Raw genomic sequence first — 16,462 nt, forward strand, 5'->3', positions numbered from 1 at the left:
CCTGTGTGGTGTCAACTGCCTGGTCAATTGATTGACTGCTGCTGGCTACTGGTGCGTAGCGTATCGGCGGGCATGGCGCTCGGCAGTGCGGCGTTTGACACACCTACATTTGCTTGCATGACTCCACAAGATGCTTCATCCGGAGCGACCCCGAGCCGCTGGTCGAACCTGGACCGCCCGCCCCTGAACGCCACCGCGCTCTCGCGGGCGCTCGTCACGCCGGGCGGCCTGTGGACCTCGCTGGAGGTCGTCGCCTCCACCGGGTCCACCAACACCGATCTCGCGGCGCGGTCCGCTCAGGCTCCCGAGGGGACCGTCCTGGTCGCGGAGGAGCAGACCGCCGGCCGGGGGCGGCTCGACCGCAGCTGGGTCGCGCCGGCCCGGTCCGGGCTGTTCTTCTCCGTCCTGCTCAAGCCGGGGCCGGGCGTGCCCGAGGAACGCTGGGCGTGGCTGACCCTGCTCGCCGGGGTGGCCACGGCCACCGGGCTGTCGCGGGCGGCGGGCGTGGAGGCCCTGCTCAAGTGGCCCAACGACCTGCTGGTCACCGTGGAGGGCGAGGAGCGCAAGGCGGGCGGGATCCTCGCCGAGCGGGTGTCCGGGGGCGTGGTCATCGGGGTCGGCCTCAACGTCACCCTCACCGAGGACGAGCTCCCCGTGCCGACCGCGGGCTCCCTGGCCCTGGCGAAGGCGACGGTGACGGACCGCGAACCCCTGCTGAAGGCCGTCCTGCGGTCCCTGGAGGAGTGGTACGGGCGCTGGCGCGACGCCGCCGGGGATCCGGGGGAGAGCGGGCTGCAGGAGACGTACGCGGCGGGCTGCGCCACCCTCGGCCGGCACGTGCGGGCGGAGCTCCCGGGGGGTCGGACCCTCACCGGTACGGCCGAGGCGCTGGACGCCGACGGCCGCCTGGTCATCCGGACGGCCGAGGACGAGCGGGTGGCCGTCGGAGCGGGCGACGTGGTGCACCTGCGGGCGGTCCACTAGGGCCTCCCCGGGGCTGCGACGTGGGCGGGGCCGGAAGTGGGGGAGTGAGCTACGGCACACCTGCCGTATGGTTTAGGCGATCCCGATCGGGCTCCCCGGACGCGCACGGAAATGGACAGGAGGCGGCCCTTGACCGTCGGCGACTCTACGTCCAGCGCGTCCTCGTCCGGCTCCGCGAGCGGCCACGGGACCCCGATCGGACGCGACCAGCACACCCCCTTCCACGAGGTCGACCACGCGGCGCAGCCCACCGCCGACCCGCTGGCCATCCGGCTGGAGCAGCTCATCCTGGGAGCCGAGCGGCGGTACACGCCCTTCCAGGCGGCCCGCAGCGCCGGAGTCTCGATGGAGCTGGCCTCCCGCTTCTGGCGGGCCATGGGCTTCGCCGACATCGGGCAGGCCAAGGCGCTGACGGAGGCCGACGTGCTGGCGCTGCGGCGCCTGGCGGGTCTGGTGGAGGCGGGGCTGCTGAGCGAGCCGATGGCGGTGCAGGTCGCCCGTTCCACCGGACAGACCACCGCCCGGCTGGCCGAATGGCAGATCGACTCCTTCCTGGAGGGGCTGACGGAGCCGCCCGAGCCCGGAATGACCCGTACGGAGGTCACGTACCCGCTGGTCGAGCTGCTGCTGCCGGAGCTGGAGGAGTTCCTCGTCTACGTGTGGCGCCGGCAGCTGGCGGCGGCCACGGGCCGGGTGGTGCAGGTCGCGGACGACGAGGAGATGGTCGACCGGCGGCTCGCCGTCGGCTTCGCGGACCTGGTCGGCTTCACCCGGCTCACCCGGCGGCTGGAGGAGGAGGAGCTCGGCGAACTGGTCGAAGCCTTCGAGACCACGGCCGCCGACCTGGTCGCCGCGCACGGCGGCCGGCTGATCAAGACCCTCGGCGACGAGGTGCTCTACGCCGCCGACGACGCGGCGACGGCCGCCGAGATCGCGCTGCGGCTGATCGAGACGATGGAGGCGGACGCGAAGATGCCGGAGCTGCGCGTCGGCATAGCGTTCGGGACGGTCACGACCCGCATGGGCGACGTCTTCGGCACGACCGTGAACCTCGCGAGCCGGCTGACCTCGATAGCGCCGAAGGACGCCGTGCTGGTGGACGGCGCGATGGCCGAGGAGCTGGGCCGCACGGGCGCCGCGCCGAAGTCCGAGAAGGACGCCGAGAGCGAGGAGGGCGGCGGCTCGTACCGTTTCGCGCTCCAGCCGATGTGGCAGCGGCCGGTGCGCGGACTGGGTGTCGTGGAGCCCTGGTCGTTGACGCGGCGGACGCCTAAGATCCCCGGGTAACGTCCGTTAACTTTTCCGGGGAGTGTGTGCCGTGAGCGGGAACGAAGCCCGATTCGGGGAGTTCGTGGCGGTGCGGCGGCACGGCGTGGACGGTGTGGTCGCGGAGCTGGTCCTGGACCGGCCCAAGGCGATGAACGCCGTCTCGACGGAGATGGCCCGCTCGGTCTCGGCCGCCTGCGACGCGCTCGCCGCCGACCGGGGCGTACGCGTCGTCGTCCTGTCCTCCACGCACGAGCGCGCCTTCTGCGTGGGCGCGGACCTCAAGGAGCGCAACTCGCTGTCGGACGCCGAGCTGGTGCGGCAGCGGCCGACCACCCGGGGCGCGTACGGGGGCGTGCTGGAGCTGCCGATGCCCACCGTCGCGGCGGTCCACGGCTACGCCCTGGGCGGCGGCTTCGAGCTGGCGCTGGCCTGCGATGTGATCGTGGCCGACGAGACGGCGGTCGTGGGGCTGCCGGAGGTGTCGGTGGGCGTGATCCCGGGCGGTGGCGGTACGCAGCTGCTGCCGCGCCGGGTCGGGGCCGCGCGGGCCGCCGAGCTGATCTTCACGGCCCGCCGGGTGGAGGCGGCCGAGGCGCTGTCGCTGGGGCTGGTGGACGAGGTGGCCCCGGCCGGCGGGGACCGCGCGCGGGCCCTGGAGCTGGCGGCGGCGATGGCGGCGAACTCCCCGGTCGGGCTGCGGGCGGCCAAGCGGGCGCTGCGGCTGGGGCACGGGATGGACCTGGCGGCCGGGCTGGAGATCGAGGACGCGGCGTGGCGGACGGTGGCCTTCTCGGGCGACCGGGCGGAGGGCGTGGCGGCGTTCAACGAGAAGCGCGCGCCGCGGTGGCCGGGGGAGTAGCCGTACCGTCCGGGCACGCTCCGGGATCACCGAAACCTGCGTCATCCATCACTTAATCGGATAAAACTCCCTAGTCTGGGGTGATGGGAGTTGACGGACGGCTTCGGGCCGTCGTGGGCCTCGCGCAGGCCATGGCGGCGGCCTGCGCGCCGCGGGACAGCGTCCGGGCCGCGGCCCGGGGGGCCCGGCTGGCGATGGACGGGTCCTTCGCGGCCATCTCCGCCTGGGAGCGGGAGCGGGGCCGGCTGCGGGTCCTGGTGAACGAGGGGGAGCTGCGGCCCGGGGAGGAGGAGTTCCCCGAGGACGAGTCCTACCCCGTCCACGATTTCCCCGAGATCACCGAGTTCCTGCACGAGCGCTGGGCCGGGGGCGCCGGGCCGCACGCCTGGGTCGACAGCGCCGACGGCGGCAGGCCGGGGCGCCGGAGCCCGGCCCTGCGGGCGCGCGGGCGCGGGAGCTGCGTCGTCGCGCCGATCGTGCTCAGCGGCCGCGCCTGGGGGGAGCTGTACGTCGCCCGGAACGAGGGGTTGCCCGGCTTCGACGACACCGACGCGGAGTTCGCGACCGTGCTGGCGGCGGTCGTGGCGGCCGGGCTCGCGCAGAACGAACGCCTGGAGGAGGCCCGGCGGCTGGCCTTCACCGATCCGCTGACCGGGCTGGCCAACCGGCGGGCCGTGGACATGCGGCTCGACGAGGCCCTGGAGGCGCACCGGCGCACGGGGGCCGTGGTGAGCCTGGTCGTCTGCGATCTCAACGGCCTCAAGAAGGTCAACGACACCCTCGGGCACGCCACCGGCGACCGGCTGCTGGAACGGTTCGGCTCGGTGCTCAGCCTGTGCGGGGCCATGCTGGCGGGCACGCTCGTCGCACGGCTGGGCGGGGACGAGTTCTGCCTGGTCAGCGTCGGCCCGTCGGCGGACGAGGTGGTACGGGTCACCGAGGAGGTGTGCGTACGGGCCGCCGCGCTGGAGCTGGGGGAGGGCGTGGCGTGCGGGGTGGCCTCCACCGGGGACCCGATCGGGCCGGTGAAGTCCTCCCGGCGGCTGTTCCGGCTGGCCGACGCCGCGCAGTACAAGGCGAAGGCCGCCCGGTCGGTGGGTCCGGTGGTCGCGGGACGGGACACGGCGGTGGTGCGGTTGGCCGACGCCGCGGCCCAGGAGGCGCCGGGGGAGCGGCGGCGGTTCCGGGGGAGGCAGTGACGTTCCGGGCCGGCCGTCAGGTCCGGCCGTGAGGGGGCGACCGTAAGGGGTGCCGGGTGCACCCGATCGTGACATCGCAGGCTAGTGACAGGTTGGGATTCAATCCGTAGGGTGCTGAATATGGATATGCACACTGTCGTGGTGGGGACCTCCGGGACCACCGCCGAGGACGTCATCGCCGTCGCCCGAGGCAACGCGCGGGTCGAGCTGTCCGGCGAGGCGCTGGACGCGCTCGGCCGCGCCCGCGAGATCGTCGACGCGCTCGCCGCCAAGCCCGAGCCCGTCTACGGCGTCTCGACCGGCTTCGGCGCCCTCGCCTCCCGGCACATCAGCCCCGAGCTGCGCGCGCAGCTCCAGCGCAACATCGTCCGCTCGCACGCCGCCGGCATGGGCCCGCGCGTCGAACGCGAGGTCGTCCGCGCCCTGATGTTCCTGCGCCTGAAGACGGTGGCCTCCGGGCACACCGGCGTCCGGCCCTCGGTCGCCCAGACCATGGCCGACCTGCTCAACGCCGGCATCACCCCCGTCGTCCACGAGTACGGCTCCCTCGGCTGCTCCGGCGACCTCGCGCCCCTGTCCCACTGCGCCCTCGCCCTCATGGGCGAAGGCGACGCGGAGGGCCCCGACGGCACCGTCCGCCCGGCCGGCGAACTCCTCGCCGAACACGGCATCGAGCCGGTCGAGCTCCGCGAGAAGGAGGGCCTCGCCCTCCTCAACGGCACCGACGGCATGCTCGGCATGCTGGTGATGGCCCTCGCCGACCTGCGGACGCTGTACACCTCCGCCGACATCACCGCCGCCCTCACCCTGGAAGCGCTGCTCGGCACCGAGAAGGTCCTCGCGCCCGAGCTGCACGCCATCCGCCCCCACCCCGGCCAGGGCGCCTCAGCCGCCAACATGGCCGCCGTGCTCAAGGGGTCCGGCCTGACCGGGCACTTCCAGGAGGAGTCCGCCCCGCGCGTGCAGGACGCCTACTCCGTGCGCTGCGCCCCCCAGGTCGCCGGCGCCGGCCGCGACACCCTCACGCACGCCGCCCTGGTCGCCGACCGCGAGCTGGCCTCCGCCGTCGACAACCCGGTCGTCCTGCCCGACGGCCGCGTGGAGTCCAACGGCAACTTCCACGGCGCGCCCGTCGCCTACGTCCTGGACTTCCTGGCCATCGCCGCCGCCGACCTCGGCTCGATCGCCGAACGGCGCACCGACCGGCTCCTCGACAAGAACCGCAGCCACGGCCTGCCGCCGTTCCTCGCGGACGACGCCGGCGTGGACTCCGGCCTGATGATCGCCCAGTACACGCAGGCCGCCCTGGTCAGCGAGATGAAGCGGCTCGCCGTACCGGCCTCGGCCGACTCCATCCCCTCCTCCGCCATGCAGGAGGACCACGTCTCCATGGGCTGGTCGGCGGCGCGCAAGCTGCGCACCGCGGTCGACAACCTGACCCGCATCATCGCCATCGAGCTGTACGCGGCCACCCGCGCCCTGGAGCTGCGCCACGGCCTCACCCCGGCCCCGGCCAGCCAGGCCGCCATCGCGGCGGTCCGCGCGGCGGGCGTCGAGGGCCCCGGCCCGGACCGCTTCCTGGCCCCGGACCTCGCGGCCGCCGACGCCTTCGTCCGCGCCGGCGCCCTGGTGGCGGCGGTGGAGCCGGTGACGGGCCCGCTCGCGTAGCACGCCCTGACACACGACAGGCCGCGCCCGGGGCAACCCGGGCGCGGCCTGTCGCCGTTGTGGCGCTACCCCACCCGTGAGCGGCGGACCGAGAAGGTCACGAAGCCCGCGCCCAGGCCCAGGCAGAGGGTGCCGCCCAGGACGTACGGCGTGGTGTCGACGCTGCCGGTGTCGGCGAGGGAGAGGACCGTGATCGTGGCGGGGTGGGCCTCCGGGGCGATGGTGCCGTCCCCCGTGCCCTCGCCCGTGACCGTGCCGGTGTTGGCGGCGGCCGGGGCTCCGGAGGAGGCCGGCGGTTCGGGGGCGGTGGCGTTCGCCGAGGGGACGAACCAGAGGGCGGCGAGGAGGGTGGTCGCTCCGAGAGCGGTGAGGAGCGGTCGACGTGCGGACACGGTGCGATCCCCCTTGCGGAAGCAGCGAATTGGCCGTGTGCGCAGATGCTAGTGAAAGGGGCGGGTCGCGGGAAAGTCGAGGCTGTCGCGGGCTTACTCTCCGTCGTATGAACCCTTCTGAGACCTCACGTTACGTCCGGCTTCGGGTGGATCTGGTACTGGAGGTGTCGGATTCCGACGCCCTCATCGGTGCCGCCCTCGCCCACATCAAGGCCGACGAGTTCATGCCCGACGAGGAACGCGGCCACGCCGAGTCCGCGGTGAGGGAAGATGAGTCCGAGGCCCTGGCCTACCTCGTCGACCCGACCGACCTGGTCGCGGAACTCACCGGCGTGGAGCTGGCGCAGGCTTCCTGGAGCAGCGAACCCGTGGAATACGACCCCGAGTCCCTGGAGTGGGACCTGGACGAGGAAGATGGGGGCTTCGAAGAAGAGGCCGACAACGCCTGACCGTGGGGTTGCACACATTCAAACGGAGTGTGGAACCGAACCGCGTCGTTCACGCGTTGTCAGGACGTGCAGGGGGCGGTGCCCCCTGCCCGGCCCTATCCCGGGAATGCAGCCTTGGGGTTTCCGGCAACGATGGAGTGACGTGTGAGGACGTACAGCAAGCGGCAGCGCAGGTCCCTGGCAGCCGTGTCGGCCGTGCTCGGCGGCGTACTGATGCTTTCGGCCTGCAATGACGGGGGTGCCGACAAGTCAGGTGGGGACGCGGCCAAGTCGCAGGCCGAAGTCGACGCGGCGGCGGCGAAGGACGCCTCCAAGGCGAAGATAGCGATCACGCCGAAGGACGGCGCCACGAACATACCCACGAACGACGGGACGAACGTCACCGTCAGCGACGGGACGCTCACCAAGGTCGAGCTGAAGAGCTCGGACGGCGCCGCCGTCGAGGGCAAGATCGCGGCCGACGGCAAGAGCTGGAAGCCGGACGCCGCGCTGAAGCGCTCCACCAAGTACGCCCTGTCGGCGACCGCGAAGGACGAGGCGGGCCGCGAGGCGCACGAGAACGCCTCCTTCACCACCCTGTCGCCCGAGAATAGCTTCATCGGCAACTACATACCGGACGAGGGTGAGACGGTCGGCGTGGGCATGCCCGTCTCGATCACCTTCAACAAGCCGATCAAGGACACGAAGGCCGTCCAGTCGGCCATCACCGTCACCTCCAGCAGCGGCCAGGAGGTCGTCGGCCACTGGTTCGGCAACCAGCGCCTGGACTTCCGTCCGGAGCAGTACTGGAAGGCGAACTCGACCGTCACGCTGAAGCTGGCGCTCCAGGGCGTGCAGGGCGCGCCCGGCGTCCAGGGTGTGCAGAACAAGACCGTCACGTTCAAGGTCGGCCGGAGCCAGGTCTCCACGGTGGACACGAAGACGAAGAAGATGACGGTCACCCGGGACGGGCAGGTCCTCAAGACCATCCCGATCTCGGCGGGCTCCCCGGAGAACCCGACCTACAACGGTCAGATGGTGATCTCCGAGAAGTTCAAGGAGACCCGGATGGACGGCTCCACCGTCGGCTTCAAGAACAGCGAGGGCAAGGGCGAGTACGACATCAAGGACGTCCCGCACGCCATGCGGCTGTCCACGTCGGGCACCTTCATCCACGGCAACTACTGGGGCGCCGACTCCATCTTCGGCAGCGTGAACACCAGCCACGGCTGCGTCGGTCTCAACGACGCCAAGGGCGCCAACGACCCGGACACGGCGGGCGCCTGGTTCTACGAGAACTCGCTCATCGGCGACGTGGTCACCGTGGTGAACTCCCCGGACAAGACCATCCAGCCGGACAACGGCCTGAACGGCTGGAACATGAGCTGGGCGGAGTGGAAGGCCGGCCCGTCCGCGTGACGTGAGCTGACCGGCGGTCGACGGCGGGGAGTCCTCAGGGGCTCCCCGCCGTTCCGTTTGGTTCTTATCCATCTCTCACGCCAGGCTTATCCGGCCATCACGGGTGCTTCGTAGCTTCGCCCGCATGTTCTTCACCTACCTCCGGCGCGAACTGCGCCGACGCCGGAAGGCCGCGCTCGTCGTCGCCTCGGGGCTCGCCCTCGGCATCGCCCTGGTCATCGTCGTCACCTCCGTCTCCGCCGGCATGAGCGCGGCGCAGGACAAGGTCCTCCAGTCCCTGTACGGGCTGGGCACCGACATGACCGTCACCAAGGCCCAGAAGCCCCCGCAGGAGGGGGCGAACGGCACCCGGCCGCGGTTCCGTTTCGACGCCCGGGGCGAGGGCGAAGGCGGTGACGGCGAGCAGAGCGGCGACATGGTGGTCCCGCAGGGCTTCGAGACCCTCGACGCCGTCACCGTCACCCGGGTCGCCGGACAGCAGGGCGTGGCCAAGGCCGTCGGCGGGCTCAGCCTCCAGGTCGTCAAGGTCAACGGGCAGTTCAAGCGCGGAGAGCTCCGCCGCGGCCAGGGCGGCCAGGGCGGGGGCCGGGGGTCCGGCGGTGCCGGGGACGGCGTGCAGGGCGGCGGCGCCGACTTCGACGTCAACTCCTACTCCGTGTACGGGACCGATGTCGCGCAGCCCGCGATGGGCCCGCTGACCACCTCGAAGATCAGCTCCGGCCGCGGCTTCCAGACCGGCGAGAGCGACGCCGCCGTCGCGGTCCTCGACAGCGCCTACGCACAGAAGAACAAGCTCGCCGTGGGCGCCGAGATCACCGTCAGGAAGACCGTGTTCAAGGTCGTCGGCATCGCCACCGCCGACAGCGGCGACGCCGCCGCCAACGTCTACGTCCCGCTCAAGCAGGCCCAGGCCCTCGCCGGCACCCCGGACAAGATCACCACGGTCTACGTCCAGGCGGCGGACTCCCAGGCGATCGGCTCCGTCAAGCAGGCCATCCAGAAGAACGTCCCCGACACCACCGTCACCACCTCCGCCGACCTCGCCGACACCGTCTCCGGCTCGCTGTCGACGGCCTCCTCCCTCGCCTCCACCGTCGGCGCCTGGCTCTCCTACACCGTCCTCGCCGCCGCCTTCCTCGTCGCCGGGCTGCTCACCTCCTCCGCCGTCTCCCGCCGCGTCCGCGAGTTCGGCACCCTGAAGGCCCTCGGCTGGAAGAGCAGCCGCGTCACCCGCCAGGTCGTCGGAGAGGCCCTGGTCAACGGCCTGATCGGCGGCGCCCTCGGGATCGGGATCGGACTCGCCGCCGCCTACGCCATCACCGCCGCCAGCCCCAGCCTCACCGCGCACCTCGGCGGGGGCGGCGGGGGCCGGGGCGCGGGCGGCGGAGGCCGGATGTTCGGGCAGGGCGCCCGGCACGCCGCCGCCAAGGCCGTGGACGTGGCCCTGACCGCACCCGTCTCCCTCTCCACCATCGGCCTCGCCGTGGCCCTGGCCGTCGCCGGCGGGCTCGTCGCGGGCGGCTTCGGCGGCTGGCGCGCCTCCCGGCTCCGGCCGGCGGACGCCCTGCGCCGCGTCGAGTAACCCGCGCACGTCCGCCCGTACGCACCCACCACCACCCGAGGGAACGAGATGTACCAGCTCACCGCAGTCACCAAGCGCTACCAGCGCGGCAAGCAGACCGTGGACGCCCTCGCCGGCGTCGACCTGACCATCGAGGACGGCGGCCGGCTCGTCATCCAGGGCCCCACCGGCGGCGGCAAGTCCACCCTCCTGCAGATGCTCGGCGGACTCGACCGGCCGACCTCCGGCCAGGTCGTCCTCGACGGGGTGGACCTCGGCGCGGTCTCCGAGGCCCGCCTGACCGAGGTCCGCGCCCAGAGCATCGGCTTCGTCTTCCAGTCCTTCAACCTCATCCCGACGCTCACCGCCCAGGAGAACGTCGAGACGGCCCTGGTCCCCCTCGGCCTGAAGGCGGCCGAGCGGCGCACCCGGGCCGCCGAGGCGCTGGAGTCCGTCGGGCTCGGCGAGCGCATGGGCCACCTGCCCGCGGAGATGTCGGGCGGGCAGCAGCAGCGGGTGGCGATAGCCCGCGCGCTGGTCAAGAAGCCGAAGGTGCTCCTGGCGGACGAGCCGACCGGCAACCTCGACGAGTCCACCCGCGACGAGGTCATGGACCTGCTGGAGGGCCTGTGGAAGGACCACGGCCTGACCTTCGTCCTGGTCACCCACGACAGCACCCTCGCCAAGCGGGCCCCCCGCCTGGCCACGATCAGCCGCGGCCGGCTGACGCTCACGGAGAACCCCTGACCCCGTGAGCGCCGCCGCTCACGCCCCGGGGGCCTCGGCCACGCCGATGGGGCACGAGACGCCGGTGCCGCCGATGCCGCAGTAGCCGCCGGGGTTCTTGTCGAGGTACTGCTGGTGGTACGGCTCCGCCGGCCAGAAGGGGCGGGGGGCGGCCGGCAGGACGGTGGTGGTGATCGTGCCGTACCCCGAGGAGGTCAGGACCTGCTGGTAGGCGTCCCGGGAGGCTTCGGCGGTCTGCTGCTGGGCGGGGGAGTGAGTGTAGAGCGCCGAGCGGTACTGGGTGCCCACGTCGTTGCCCTGGCGGAAGCCCTGGGTGGGGTCGTGGGACTCCCAGAACAGCTTCAGGAGGGCTTCGTAGGAGACGACGGCGGGGTCGAAGACCACGCGGACCGCCTCCGTGTGGCCCGTCATGCCCGAGCAGACCTCCTCGTACGACGGGTTCTCCGTGAAGCCGCCCTGGTAGCCGGCCAGGGTCGTCCACACCCCGGGGGTCTGCCAGAACTTGCGCTCGGCGCCCCAGAAGCAGCCCAGGGCGAAGTCGGCCACCTCCAGATGGGCGGGGTAGGGCCCGGCCAGCGGGTTGCCGAGGACGGTGTGGCGCTCGGGCAGGGAGAACTGCGGCTCGGAGCGGCCCTTGAGGGCCTCCTCGCGGGTGGGCAGCTCGGGCGTGCGGCGGTACGAGAACATGGATCCTCCTTGTGGAGGGGTAACGGACGGGAACCGCCGGTGATTCCCGCCCGGTTCCGGCCCCGCGATCAATGCGGCAGCGTCGCCGGGGAGCCGCCGTTCGCCTCGTACCCCGCCACCGCCAGGGCCCGGACCACCGCGTACGCGTGCGCCGGGTCCTCGCAGGCCGACCACGGCAGCGCGCCCACGTAGCCGTCCACGTGCCGCACCTGCTCCATCGCCTCCGCCCAGCGCTCCGTCCGCACCAGGAACCACAGCAGCAGGTGCCGCACGTGCGCCAGCATCGGGTCGTCCGCCCGGGCCTGGTGCACCGCGAACAGCGCGCCCTCCACCGCCCGCGAGACGACCGCAGTCCGCCCGAAGTCGCTCACCAGGACCTGGTCGGGCAGGTTCTCGTACACCGCGAACAGCGGCAGCGCCGCCAGCAGCGAGCCCCGCGGGGACCGGGCCGCCGCGGCCTCGGCGAAGGCGGCGGCCTTCTCCCGCGAGCCGTGCCACTTCTCGCACCAGTAGAGCAGGGCCGCGAGATGCGCCCCCATGTGCGCGGGCGCCACGTCGATGACCTTGGCCCACAGGGCGTCGAACTCCGCCTCCGAGTAGCCCAGTCCGCGCGCGACCGCCAGCTCCGTGATGAACGGCACCGGGTCGCCGGGCGCCAGCAGCGCCGCCTTGCGGCAGGCGTCCCGGGCCTCCTCCAGGATGATCCGGTGGTCCTGTGACCCCACCCCGCCGGAGGACCGCCACGCCTGCTGGACCAGCAGCTCCGCGTGCACCTGGGCGCCGCCCGCGTCCTTCTCCGCCTCCAGCCGCCACGCCTTCAGCCACGGCGCGCCGACCCCGGGGCGCTGTACGAGGTCCAGCGCCGCCGCCCCGCCGAACGCCTGCACCCGCTGCCAGCGCTGCTCGCCCTCCTTCGGGGTCCCGGCGAGCAGGGCGGAGGCGGCCCGCCACCCGCCGCCGCGCTGGACGTTCTCCAGAGCGTCCATCAGGTCCTGGTCGGGCCCGGGTACCCGGACGTCGAGCTGCTCCTGCCGTACGAACCCGTAGTCCGCGGGGTCGGCGGCGTCGGGGCTGCCGGGCTGGACCACGCGCAGGCCGCCCCGCCGCGCCTGTACGAACCGATAGATCATGAAACCGGCGAGGGCCAGCATCATCAGGACCCAGATCATCTGCATGTCTCCCAGCGAACCAGACCCGGCGGCCCGAACGCGAATGCGGCAGTCCCCGCCGCCGGGCAGGTCAGTGCCGCTCCAGGCCAGGAGAGGAACGATTCCCGCGCGGGGCATAGCATCTGCCCCATGAGCGACGACAGCCACGAGCACCAGAGCTTCGAGACCCGCGCGATCCACGCGGGCAACACGGCGGACCCGCAGACCGGTGCGGTCGTACCGCCGATCTACCAGGTGTCCACCTACAAGCAGGACGGTGTGGGCGGCCTGCGCGGCGGCTACGAGTACAGCCGCAGCGCCAACCCCACCCGCACCGCGCTGGAGGAGAACCTCGCCGCGCTGGAGGGCGGCCGGCGCGGCCTCGCCTTCGCGTCCGGGCTCGCCGCCGAGGACTGCCTGCTGCGCACGCTGCTCGCGCCGGGCGACCACGTGGTCATCCCCAACGACGCCTACGGCGGCACCTTCCGCCTCTTCGCCAAGGTCGTCTCGCGCTGGGGCGTGGAGTGGTCGGTCGCCGACACCTCCGACGCCGAGTCGGTGCGCGCCGCCCTCACCCCGAAGACCAAGGTCATCTGGGTCGAGACCCCCTCCAACCCGCTGCTGGGCATCACCGACATCGCGATGATCGCGGACATCGCCCGTAGCGCCGGCGCCAAGCTGGTCGTCGACAACACCTTCGCCTCCCCCTACCTCCAGCAGCCCCTCGCGCTCGGCGCCGACGTCGTCGTGCACTCGCTGACGAAGTACATGGGCGGCCACTCCGACGTCGTCGGCGGCGCCCTGGTCACCGCGGACGAGGCCCTCGGCGAGGAGCTCGCCTACCACCAGAACGCCATGGGCGCGGTCGCCGGGCCGTTCGACTCCTGGGTCGTGCTGCGCGGGATCAAGACCCTGGCCGTGCGCATGGACCGGCACGCCGAGAACGCGGCGAAGATCGTGGAGGTGCTCCAGCGCCACCCGAAGGTCACCAAGGTCCTCTACCCGGGCCTGCCCGAGCACCCCGGGCACGAGGTCGCCGCCAAGCAGATGCGCAACTTCGGCGGCATGGTCTCCTTCCAGGTCGCCGGCGGCGAGGAGGAGGCCGTGGCGGTCTGCGGCCGCACCCGGATCTTCACCCTGGCCGAGTCCCTCGGCGGCGTCGAGTCCCTCATCGAGCACCCGGGCCGCATGACCCACGCCTCGGTGGCCGGCTCGGCCCTGGAGGTCCCCGCGGACCTGATCCGTCTGTCCGTCGGCATCGAGAACGCCGACGACCTCGTCGCGGACCTCACCCAGGCCCTCGGCTAAGACCCCGTCACCCGCCGCCCCCGGAGGGCCTACCAGCCTTCCAGGGGCGGCGAGACGTGGCTGGGCGGCGTCGCCCACGGGTGCGTCAGCGCCGCCCACACCGCGAAGGCCACCGCCGCCGCCCACAGCACCGCCCAGCCGAGACGGCGCAGCGCCCGGCGCCGGCGCAGCAGCCGCCGGCCCCGCGCCGCGGCGGCCGAGGCCAGACCGGCCGGCACCGCCGGATGCGGGCCCTCCAGCAACCGCCTGACCTGCGCTTCCTTACGGTCGTACGGGCTCATGCCGCCCCCGCCGCCGACCGCGCCCCCTCGCGCAGGGCGGCCACCGCCCGGTTGCGCAGGGCCTCGACCCGCTCCGGCGCCAGCCCCAGCTGCGCGGCCGTGACCTCCTCGGCGACCCCCTCGTAGACCCGCAGCACCAGCACCAGCCGCTCCGCCGGGCCCAGCGGTGCCAGCGGCCCGCTGCCGGGCGGCAGCCGCCGGGCGGTGCGCGCGTACGCGGCGCAGAGCTCCTGGCGGGTGTGGTCGTACGGGTCGTCCCCGCGCAGCCGCTCCCAGTACGCGTACGTACGGGCCAGCGCGCCCGCGAGGATGCGGTGGGCGGCGTACGCCCGGGCCGGGGGCTCGGCCGTCAGCAGGACCGCGACATGCAGCAGCCGCCCCGCCGCACCCGCGACGAACGCCTCGAACTCCGGGTCCCGCCCCGCCCGCCGGTCCACAGCCCCCATGGTGCGGCCGGGGCCACCACCCCGGTCAAGGGGTGCGACGCGACGGGATCCCGCACCGCCTCAGGAGGCGGGGCCGCCCTCGGAGGTGGCGGACATCAGCTCCGACAGGGAGCCGTTGAAGCGGGTCAGCAGCCGCGTGAACACCTCGCGCTCCTCCTCCGCCCAGCCCTCCGTCACCCGGGCCATCAGCTCGCGCCGCGAGGAGCGGACCTCCTCCAGCCGGGCCAGCCCGCGCGGGGACAGCGCGAGGACCACGGCCCGGCCGTCCTCGGGGTGCGAGGTGCGCTTGACCAGTCCGCCGTCGACCAGCGGGGCCACCTGCCGGGTGACGGTGGAGGAGTCGATGCCCATGCCGGCCGCGAGCGCCTTGACGCCCATCGGCCCTTCGAGGTCGAGCCGGTTGAGCAGCAGGTACGCCGCCCGGTCCATGGAGTTGCGGGCCTGGCCGACCCCGCCGAGGCGGGTCTGCTCGGCGCGGCGCGCGAAGACGGCCACCTGGTGCTGGAGCGCGTCGAGGAGTCCGGCTCCGGCGGGCGCTTCGGCCGCCGTGGGCAGGTCGGAACTGGCCGGGATGGAGGGCATGGCCGTGGGCTCTCTTCGCGTGGGGCCGACAAGGATGGGGGACAGAGTACGCGGACCTGCGGCGGCTCGTACCCCGCGTTTGACAACTGATACGCCCCGTCCGCGCGGCCGCCCCCGGGCCGTTCCGCATGGCGAGATATCGCCCCCCGCGCGGGCCCGCCCCGGACTCGCACGGGCTGCGAGACTGGCGGCATGAACTACCGCGTGCAGCCCGTCCCCCAGGTGATCCTCGACGACGTCCGGGGAGCGCAGAAGATGCTGTCCGGAGTGTCCCGGATGACCCCGATGGAAGGCAGCCGCCACCTCTCCTCCCTCGTCGGCGCCCCTGTCCACTTCAAGTGCGAGAACCTCCAGCGCACCGGCTCCTTCAAGCTGCGCGGCGCGTACGTGCGCATCGCGGGCCTGCGCCCCGAACAGCGCGCCGCCGGGGTCGTCGCCGCCAGCGCCGGCAACCACGCCCAGGGCGTGGCGCTGGCCTCCTCCCTGCTCGGGGTCCGCTCCACCGTGTTCATGCCGGTCGGCGCCCCGCTGCCCAAGGTGGCCGCCACCCGGGAGTACGGGGCGGAGGTCCGCCTGGAGGGCCACGTCGTCGACGAGAGCCTCGCCGCCGCCCAGGAGTACGCGGACCGCACGGGAGCGGTGTTCATCCACCCCTTCGACCACCGCGACATCATCGCCGGCCAGGGCACCGTCGGACTGGAGATCCTGGAGCAGTGCCCCGAGGTGCGCACGATCCTCGTCGGGGTCGGCGGCGGCGGCCTCGCCGCCGGCATCGCCGTCGCGGTCAAGGCGCTGCGGCCCGACGTGCGGCTGATCGGCGTGCAGGCGGCGGGCGCGGCCGCGTACCCGCCCTCCCTCCAGGCCGGGCACCCGGTGTCCGTCGACCAGCCCGTCACCATGGCCGACGGCATCAAGGTCGGCCGCCCCGGCGACGTCCCCTTCGCGATCATCGGGGAACTGCTGGACGACGTGACGACGGTCTCGGAGGACGCCCTGTCCAGCGCCCTGCTGCTGTGCCTGGAGCGCGCCAAGCTGGTGGTCGAGCCCGCCGGCTGCGCCCCGGTGGCGGCGCTGCTGAGCGAGCCCGGGCGGTACGGGGGCGGGCCGGTGGTGGCGGTCCTGTCCGGCGGCAACGTCGATCCGCTGCTGCTCCAGCGGATCCTGCGGCACGGTATGGCGGCGGCGGGACGCTACCTGTCGCTGCGGGTGCGGGTGGCGGACGCGCCGGGGGCGCTGGCGGGGCTGCTGGGGGTGCTGTCGACGGTGGACGCGAACGTGCTGGACGTCAGCCATGTACGGACCGACCCGCGCCTGGGGCTCACGGAGGTGGAGGTGGAGCTGCACCTGGAGACCAAGGGGCCGGAGCACTGCCGGGAGGTCGCCCGCACGCTGCACGGCGCGGGGTACCGGGTGACGGGCTGAGCATCCGTAGCGCAACGCGATATGACGCGATACAGTGACGTCGCGCGTCGGGTGGGTCCTGC

The 16,462-nt window shown here is 73.3% G+C and carries 17 protein-coding genes; 11 read left to right on the forward strand and 6 right to left on the reverse strand.

Annotated elements, in window-relative coordinates:
* Positions 1–117: 117 nt before the first annotated feature.
* The 5 genes from ABZ716_RS12500 to hutH all read left to right on the forward strand — a co-directional run bounded on the left by ABZ716_RS12500 (position 118) and on the right by hutH (position 5,979).
* Positions 118–984 (forward strand): biotin--[acetyl-CoA-carboxylase] ligase, encoded by an 867-nt coding sequence (locus ABZ716_RS12500; protein ID WP_358811181.1) that lies wholly within the window; start codon positions 118–120, stop codon positions 982–984.
* A 129-nt stretch (positions 985–1,113) separates the two neighbouring features.
* Positions 1,114–2,271 carry an adenylate/guanylate cyclase domain-containing protein gene (locus ABZ716_RS12505; protein WP_358811180.1) on the forward strand — a complete coding sequence of 386 codons (1,158 nt, stop codon included), beginning with the start codon at positions 1,114–1,116 and terminating at the stop codon, positions 2,269–2,271.
* Positions 2,272–2,302: 31 nt separating this feature from the next.
* On the forward strand, positions 2,303–3,112 hold the full coding sequence (locus tag ABZ716_RS12510; RefSeq protein ID WP_358958503.1) for an enoyl-CoA hydratase-related protein: 810 nt from the start codon (positions 2,303–2,305) through the stop codon (positions 3,110–3,112).
* Positions 3,113–3,195: 83 nt separating this feature from the next.
* Complete coding sequence (locus tag ABZ716_RS12515) at positions 3,196–4,311, forward strand: GGDEF domain-containing protein (RefSeq protein WP_358811179.1); 1,116 nt, start codon at positions 3,196–3,198, stop codon at positions 4,309–4,311.
* Between the two features lie 126 nt (positions 4,312–4,437).
* Positions 4,438–5,979, forward strand: coding sequence for a histidine ammonia-lyase (gene hutH / locus ABZ716_RS12520; RefSeq protein ID WP_351883287.1), 1,542 nt, complete (start codon positions 4,438–4,440; stop codon positions 5,977–5,979).
* Between the two features lie 65 nt (positions 5,980–6,044).
* Here hutH and ABZ716_RS12525 read toward each other — a convergent pair whose 3' ends face one another.
* The gene (locus ABZ716_RS12525) at positions 6,045–6,371 is read right to left on the reverse strand and encodes a hypothetical protein (protein ID WP_351883240.1); all 327 of its coding nucleotides are present in this window, start codon (positions 6,369–6,371) and stop codon (positions 6,045–6,047) included.
* A gap of 107 nt (positions 6,372–6,478) precedes the next feature.
* Here ABZ716_RS12525 and ABZ716_RS12530 point away from each other — a divergent pair, with 107 nt between their 5' ends.
* The 4 genes from ABZ716_RS12530 to ABZ716_RS12545 all read left to right on the forward strand — a co-directional run bounded on the left by ABZ716_RS12530 (position 6,479) and on the right by ABZ716_RS12545 (position 10,526).
* Positions 6,479–6,820, forward strand: a complete 342-nt coding sequence (locus tag ABZ716_RS12530) for a hypothetical protein (RefSeq protein ID WP_351883238.1) — start codon at positions 6,479–6,481, stop codon at positions 6,818–6,820.
* 144 nt (positions 6,821–6,964) lie between these two features.
* Positions 6,965–8,218, forward strand: coding sequence for an Ig-like domain-containing protein (locus ABZ716_RS12535; RefSeq protein WP_358811178.1), 1,254 nt, complete (start codon positions 6,965–6,967; stop codon positions 8,216–8,218).
* Between the two features lie 124 nt (positions 8,219–8,342).
* Positions 8,343–9,800 carry an ABC transporter permease gene (locus ABZ716_RS12540; RefSeq protein WP_358958506.1) on the forward strand — a complete coding sequence of 486 codons (1,458 nt, stop codon included), beginning with the start codon at positions 8,343–8,345 and terminating at the stop codon, positions 9,798–9,800.
* Between the two features lie 48 nt (positions 9,801–9,848).
* The gene (locus tag ABZ716_RS12545; protein ID WP_358958508.1) at positions 9,849–10,526 is read left to right on the forward strand and encodes an ABC transporter ATP-binding protein; all 678 of its coding nucleotides are present in this window, start codon (positions 9,849–9,851) and stop codon (positions 10,524–10,526) included.
* An 18-nt stretch (positions 10,527–10,544) separates the two neighbouring features.
* On the opposite strand, the gene msrA is transcribed toward ABZ716_RS12545, so the two are convergent.
* Together msrA and ABZ716_RS12555 are read right to left on the reverse strand one after the other, a co-directional pair.
* The gene (gene msrA / locus ABZ716_RS12550) at positions 10,545–11,213 is read right to left on the reverse strand and encodes a peptide-methionine (S)-S-oxide reductase MsrA (RefSeq protein WP_358811175.1); all 669 of its coding nucleotides are present in this window, start codon (positions 11,211–11,213) and stop codon (positions 10,545–10,547) included.
* Between the two features lie 68 nt (positions 11,214–11,281).
* The gene (locus tag ABZ716_RS12555) at positions 11,282–12,388 is read right to left on the reverse strand and encodes a hypothetical protein (protein WP_358811174.1); all 1,107 of its coding nucleotides are present in this window, start codon (positions 12,386–12,388) and stop codon (positions 11,282–11,284) included.
* Between the two features lie 123 nt (positions 12,389–12,511).
* Here ABZ716_RS12555 and ABZ716_RS12560 point away from each other — a divergent pair, with 123 nt between their 5' ends.
* Positions 12,512–13,669 (forward strand): cystathionine gamma-synthase, encoded by a 1,158-nt coding sequence (locus ABZ716_RS12560; RefSeq protein ID WP_358811173.1) that lies wholly within the window; start codon positions 12,512–12,514, stop codon positions 13,667–13,669.
* A gap of 29 nt (positions 13,670–13,698) precedes the next feature.
* On the opposite strand, the gene ABZ716_RS12565 is transcribed toward ABZ716_RS12560, so the two are convergent.
* The 3 genes from ABZ716_RS12565 to ABZ716_RS12575 are packed head-to-tail and all read right to left on the reverse strand — an operon-like array spanning position 13,699 to position 14,978.
* The gene (locus tag ABZ716_RS12565) at positions 13,699–13,950 is read right to left on the reverse strand and encodes a hypothetical protein (protein WP_358811172.1); all 252 of its coding nucleotides are present in this window, start codon (positions 13,948–13,950) and stop codon (positions 13,699–13,701) included.
* The gene (locus ABZ716_RS12570) at positions 13,947–14,396 is read right to left on the reverse strand and encodes a sigma factor-like helix-turn-helix DNA-binding protein (protein WP_358958510.1); all 450 of its coding nucleotides are present in this window, start codon (positions 14,394–14,396) and stop codon (positions 13,947–13,949) included. The genes ABZ716_RS12565 and ABZ716_RS12570 overlap by 4 nt, the downstream gene beginning before the upstream one ends.
* A gap of 60 nt (positions 14,397–14,456) precedes the next feature.
* On the reverse strand, positions 14,457–14,978 hold the full coding sequence (locus ABZ716_RS12575) for a MarR family transcriptional regulator (RefSeq protein ID WP_358811170.1): 522 nt from the start codon (positions 14,976–14,978) through the stop codon (positions 14,457–14,459).
* Positions 14,979–15,170: 192 nt separating this feature from the next.
* Between ABZ716_RS12575 and ilvA the strand changes: the two genes are divergently transcribed.
* Positions 15,171–16,400 (forward strand): threonine ammonia-lyase, encoded by a 1,230-nt coding sequence (gene ilvA / locus ABZ716_RS12580; RefSeq protein ID WP_358811169.1) that lies wholly within the window; start codon positions 15,171–15,173, stop codon positions 16,398–16,400.
* Positions 16,401–16,462: the final 62 nt, after the last annotated feature.

Source organism: Streptomyces sp. NPDC006687 (genome assembly GCF_040636215.1).
In the GTDB taxonomy this organism is placed as follows: Bacteria; Actinomycetota; Actinomycetes; order Streptomycetales; family Streptomycetaceae; genus Streptomyces.